Origin of the sequence: Endozoicomonas atrinae, assembly GCF_001647025.1 — a bacterium.
GTDB lineage: Bacteria > Pseudomonadota > Gammaproteobacteria > Pseudomonadales > Endozoicomonadaceae > Endozoicomonas > Endozoicomonas atrinae.
On the sequence record NZ_LUKQ02000334.1, the window covers coordinates 1 to 4,699 of the forward strand.

A 4,699-nucleotide genomic window follows, 5' to 3' on the forward strand; every position below is an offset into this window, starting at 1 on the left:
GACGAACTGGAAGACAGCGAACATCAGTCAGAGCTATTAACCGAAATTTATGAAAACGCCAGCGAGCAGGAGCAGCAGAAAATAGACGAGGTTCTGGTCTGTATTTGTGGGTGGCAATTCAGCAGCCTGAAAGGAATGGAAGACAGCTGATGTCTTTCCGACGAGCGGTACTGGCTGTGTGCGGTTGATAGGCCATGCTGGTGTTACAACCGCAGAAAGGAGAATAACCATGAAAGACTTTCACGCATGGCTGAGCGATTTAACCAGCGACCTGAGAAGCGACGTTGAGCCACCTAAGCCAGAGCCAAAGGCTAACCCCAACATCGACCCCAACATCATCCATGACGCCCTGATCAGTGCCATTAAGAGCGTGGCATGGAGAGCGCAGAACCAGATTCCCATGGAAGACCGGATAGAAAAGAAGGTCAGCCGTCTCATGGCACTTTATCAGCAGATCCATGACCTGATTGAACAGGACGTAAACCAGGGCAGTCGACACCAGAACGAGCTGACAGAGTTGGAGACCCGCACCGGTTCATGGGTAACAGAACTCAACATGGCCATCCTGAGGCATAAACCCGGAGAGGTACCCAAGTGGCACCGGAACGACCAGTATGTGCCCTTTCATATCAAGCACTAACTACCGCACCCGAGGCAGCAGAAACGCTGCCCAATTGGGTGGATGAATAACCCGACGGGAGGTCATTGATGAACAACAGTCGCCGTCCATACTGTGTGGTAAGAGACACGAAAATAAAAAAGAGGACACACATTATGAACACTACAGCAGCCCAGAAAACCATTAGCGACATTGCCCACGAAACATTGGATTTCAGCATTCTGGAAGGCAAAACCCGAGGGTTAAGCGAACAGGCCATGCAGAGCATCGCCAAAGCCATGATGGAGGCGTACAACGCAGGCTATCAGGCACACCTGCAGCGCAAATAGTTTTTAGGAGCAGTCACATGGACAGACACTGCGTGAATAGTACAGCTGCTGACCAGTATGCACAGCGAGCAGGTCAGCAAGACGACATAGAGCTGGTCATCGAGCGATTAGAGATTGAGTGGTTTGATGAGCTGGAACACTGCCTGAAAAAGAGCAGCAATCCCATTCTGGTGGAGTTCATTGATCGATTTCGTGACCAGATTGGATCGCTGCTGAGTGAGATGGCTCGAGACTATATTAAGCGCCTGCCCGAGCTTTAAAGATTATATTGAAGATGTCAGAAGCCATCGCTGTGTAGCGGTAGAGAGAAGTACCATCACTTTCAAAGTTCATCAGAAGTCCATCCATTACCAAACGGTTCAACTTATCCGCCACCAATTGCGTATCCGTGCATTCAATCCGTTCCATGATGGCATCCAGCGTAGACTCCTGACGATGTTCATAAATAGCTAGCAGGATGGCCATATCCAGCAGCGTCAGACAATCACCAAACTTATTTACAGCCTCCATAAAGTAATCAATTAGGGGCTCCCTAATTAAAACGTCCTTTGTTTCAAGGTCAGAAAAGCTGGCGGGAATCAACTTACCGTTTTGATAGGTAACCAAAGCATTTTCATAGAGTGATGACAGACGTTCCCGCTTGCAAAAGTTATCACCATCAGAGCGGAAGTAGGTAGATGACAATAATATCTTTCTGACCTCTCCAGGCGGTAAATCAATAATATCCGCAAGGAAATCAGCAGAAAAAGGACCTGTAATATGTTGCGCTGCGGTATGAACCATAACGGATTCGATACTGCAGTTTCGGTGTTTTCTTCGGACCTTTTTCATGGAATTGAAAGAAAAATAACATTCCATAACTACCTCCGATTCATCATATAGCAAGACTATGGTCTCACTTTGAATATCAAGACAGAGCACGGAACATGTAAAAACTTCGCTCTATTAGAGTAAATGCCCACACATGCGAGCACCGATTGCGTTCGGAACTTTTCTGTATGTTGGGGAGCAGCCGTAACCACCAGAATGAACCCATGTCCATAAAAATTTACCCACAGGACAAGGGATTTCATGAAAGGGATTCATATCTTTAAGCCAGGGAAGCAGACCAGCAGCCAGGGCATCACGCTGGAGTTCAGTGACGACACCCTGAAAGCGACAGTGGATGCCTACAGCCCCGAGCTGCACGAAGCTCCTATCGTGATCGGCCACCCGAAAGACAACGGCCCGGCCTGGGGCTGGGTAAACGGGCTGGAATACAGCGACGACGGTCTGGTGGCGAACCCGCAGCAGGTCGATCCCCAGTTTGAAGCAATGGTGCAGGCAGGCCGGTTTAAAAAAGTCAGCGCCAGCTTTTACGCTCCCGACAGCGCCAGCAACCCCGTCCCCGGTGTTTACTACCTGCGCCATGTCGGTTTTTTAGGAGCGCAGCCCCCCGCCGTTAAGGGCTTAAAGGACGTGGAATTTTCCGAAGACGATGACGTGATCGAATTTTCCGCCCCTTGGGACACAGGCAACATCGCTGGCCTGTTCCGCAAGTTACGAGAATTTCTGATCGACAAATTCAGTAAGGAAGAGGCCGACAACATACTGCCCACCTGGTCGATTGAAGACCTTGAAGACAGTGCCCGCCGAGCGATGAACGAAGACAGCAACACACCGTCGCCTGCATTTTCAGAACCCAATTCACCATCACAGAAGCCACCATCACAGCAGCCCCCGGAAGGAACCGCCATGACCGAAGAAGAACTGAAGCAGCTGAAAGCTGAGCTGGAAGCGAAAGAGCAAGCCCTGAAAGACCGGGAAGCCTCTTTTTCCGAGAAAGAGACCGCCATCAAAGCCAGCGAAGCGGCACTGCAGAAGCAGGCCATCGCCAGCGATCTGGATGAGTTGGTAAAGGCCGGTAAGGTGCTGCCCGCTCAGAAAGCGCAGCTGGCAGAGTTCATGGCCAGCCTCGACAACGACAAAGACGTGCTGGAATTCGGTGAAGGCGAGCAGAAAAAGAGCTTCAGTCAGCAGGCCTTTATGAAGGCGTTTCTGGGCAAGTTACCCAAGGCGGTGGACTTTAAGGAACACGCTGCAGACGACCAGGAGCAGCCACCGGAAAACAGCAACGAACTGGCGCAGAAAGCCCTGGAGTATCAGGAGGAGCAGCGCAAAAAAGGCAGAACCGTCAGCATCACCCAGGCGGTCAATGCGGTTCAAAAAGGCAGTGTGGAAAAGTAAGGAAATGGTGGCAGAGCAACTGAGCTAAGGCATTGTCAACATTCATCCATTAATGTACGTCATACCACCATGAAGTTAATAGTAGGCCCTGAATCTCAGTTCAGCACTAACCACCCTGACAGCAGGGCTAACCATTTTTATATCTCTAACGGCCAAAAGGACTAAGCCAATGAGAAACGACGGACTGATAAAAAGCTTTTACGCCGACGGCACACTGGAAGGTCGTAAGCTGGTGACCTTTGGCACCGGCAAGCTGAAAGTCAAACAGGCGACAGCAGCAACGGAAGCCCTGATCGGTGTCACCACCCAGATCGGCAGCGAGAGCAATGGCCGGGTGGACGTGATTTTTTCCGGCATTACCGAAGCCATTGCAGGCGGGAATATTGGTAAAGGGGAAGTGCTGACCAGCGATGCCAGTGCCAACGTTATCACCGCCACACAGGCGGCAGACCGTGTCATCGGTATCGCCCTGGAAGACGCCGTGGCCGGTGACTTTGTATCCGTATTGATAGCCCAAGGGTAAGGACTCTTTTTCATAACACGCTCAAGGACTGAGAATCATGGCTAACGCACCATTTAAAACCAACCCGACCCTGACGGCTATTGCCATCGCCTACATGAATAATGAATTCATCGCAGACCGAGTGCTGCCAAGAGTTCCTGTGGGTGCCAGGGAGTTTAAGTGGACGAAGTACAACACTGAAGACCGTTTCACGATTCCAGATACCTTGGTGGGTCGTAAAGGCCAGCCTAACGTCGTGGAATTCGGCGGAACGGAAGAAGCGGGATTTGTTCAGGATTACGGTCTGGAAGACCATATCCCGCAGCAGGATTTAGATAACGCCACCAACAGCAACTTTGATCCACGAGGCAACGCCGTGGAGTTGCTCACCGAGATCATCGCCCTGGACCGCGAAAAGCGGGTCGCCACTATGGTTCAGAACAAAGCCAACTATGCCCACAAGGAAACCCTCAGCGGCACCGACCAGTGGAGCCATGCCGACAGTAAGCCTCTGGTGGTATTGACCGACGCCCTGGAAACACCCATCAAACGCCCCAATGTCATGATCACCAGTCGTAAGGTCGCCGTTGCCCTGCGCCGTAACCCGAGCATCGTCAAAGCCTTTAACGGCACCGTATCCGATGACGGCCTTGTGCCTTTGTCGTTTGTTCGTGAGTTGCTGGAAATTGACGAGATTCTGGTGGGAGCTGCTTATTACAACAGCGCCCGACCCGGCCATGAGATGCAGCTGGAGCGCATCTGGGGCAACCATTGCTCACTGATCTACCGCAACCCCACTGCCAGACCGAACCGTGGCGTCACCTTCGGCATGACCGCCGAGCATGGCCAGCGGGTCAGTGGTACCCGTCAGGATGCCAACATTGGCCTACGTGGCGGTGAAGCCATTCGAGTGGGTGAGTCAGTCGACGAGCTGATCATTTGCAACGATGTGGCTTACCACCTTGAAAACGTCATTAGCTAAGGAGTGGCTATGAAATACACAGCACTCCACAGCGTACGGCA

General features: G+C 51.6%; 7 protein-coding genes. 6 read left to right on the forward strand and 1 reads right to left on the reverse strand.

Annotated features, from left to right (window positions below):
• Positions 1–229 precede the first annotated feature (229 nt).
• The 3 genes from AK963_RS25530 to AK963_RS25535 all read left to right on the forward strand — a co-directional run bounded on the left by AK963_RS25530 (position 230) and on the right by AK963_RS25535 (position 1,208).
• Positions 230–640, forward strand: coding sequence for a hypothetical protein (locus AK963_RS25530; RefSeq protein WP_066018195.1), 411 nt, complete (start codon positions 230–232; stop codon positions 638–640).
• 134 nt (positions 641–774) lie between these two features.
• Entirely contained in the window at positions 775–948 is a 174-nt protein-coding gene (locus AK963_RS33650) for a hypothetical protein (protein ID WP_175404651.1), read from the forward strand.
• A gap of 17 nt (positions 949–965) precedes the next feature.
• Entirely contained in the window at positions 966–1,208 is a 243-nt protein-coding gene (locus tag AK963_RS25535; protein WP_066018196.1) for a hypothetical protein, read from the forward strand.
• Here AK963_RS25535 and AK963_RS25540 read toward each other — a convergent pair.
• Positions 1,186–1,731, reverse strand: coding sequence for a hypothetical protein (locus tag AK963_RS25540; protein ID WP_139117659.1), 546 nt, complete (start codon positions 1,729–1,731; stop codon positions 1,186–1,188). The genes AK963_RS25535 and AK963_RS25540 overlap by 23 nt on opposite strands.
• A 288-nt stretch (positions 1,732–2,019) precedes the next feature.
• Here AK963_RS25540 and AK963_RS25545 point away from each other — a divergent pair, with 288 nt between their 5' ends.
• The 3 genes from AK963_RS25545 (at position 2,020) to AK963_RS25555 (ending at position 4,658) form a co-directional block, all read left to right on the forward strand.
• Positions 2,020–3,174, forward strand: coding sequence for a hypothetical protein (locus AK963_RS25545; RefSeq protein ID WP_066018198.1), 1,155 nt, complete (start codon positions 2,020–2,022; stop codon positions 3,172–3,174).
• A 169-nt stretch (positions 3,175–3,343) separates the two neighbouring features.
• Complete coding sequence (locus AK963_RS25550; RefSeq protein ID WP_066018199.1) at positions 3,344–3,697, forward strand: capsid cement protein; 354 nt, start codon at positions 3,344–3,346, stop codon at positions 3,695–3,697.
• A gap of 37 nt (positions 3,698–3,734) precedes the next feature.
• The gene (locus tag AK963_RS25555) at positions 3,735–4,658 is read left to right on the forward strand and encodes a hypothetical protein (RefSeq protein WP_066018200.1); all 924 of its coding nucleotides are present in this window, start codon (positions 3,735–3,737) and stop codon (positions 4,656–4,658) included.
• The last annotated feature ends 41 nt before the right edge of the window (positions 4,659–4,699 follow it).

What these genes read in the sequence shown, in the direction of transcription:
- AK963_RS25530 (WP_066018195.1), top strand. Translation starts at nt 230, where the DNA reads ATGAAAGACTTTCACGCATGGCTGAGCGATTTAACCAGCGACCTGAGA.
- AK963_RS33650 (WP_175404651.1), top strand. Translation starts at nt 775, where the DNA reads ATGAACACTACAGCAGCCCAGAAAACCATTAGCGACATTGCCCACGAA.
- AK963_RS25535 (WP_066018196.1), top strand. Translation starts at nt 966, where the DNA reads ATGGACAGACACTGCGTGAATAGTACAGCTGCTGACCAGTATGCACAG.
- AK963_RS25540 (WP_139117659.1), bottom strand. Translation starts at nt 1,731, where the DNA reads ATGGTTCATACCGCAGCGCAACATATTACAGGTCCTTTTTCTGCTGAT.
- AK963_RS25545 (WP_066018198.1), top strand. Translation starts at nt 2,020, where the DNA reads ATGAAAGGGATTCATATCTTTAAGCCAGGGAAGCAGACCAGCAGCCAG.
- AK963_RS25550 (WP_066018199.1), top strand. Translation starts at nt 3,344, where the DNA reads ATGAGAAACGACGGACTGATAAAAAGCTTTTACGCCGACGGCACACTG.
- AK963_RS25555 (WP_066018200.1), top strand. Translation starts at nt 3,735, where the DNA reads ATGGCTAACGCACCATTTAAAACCAACCCGACCCTGACGGCTATTGCC.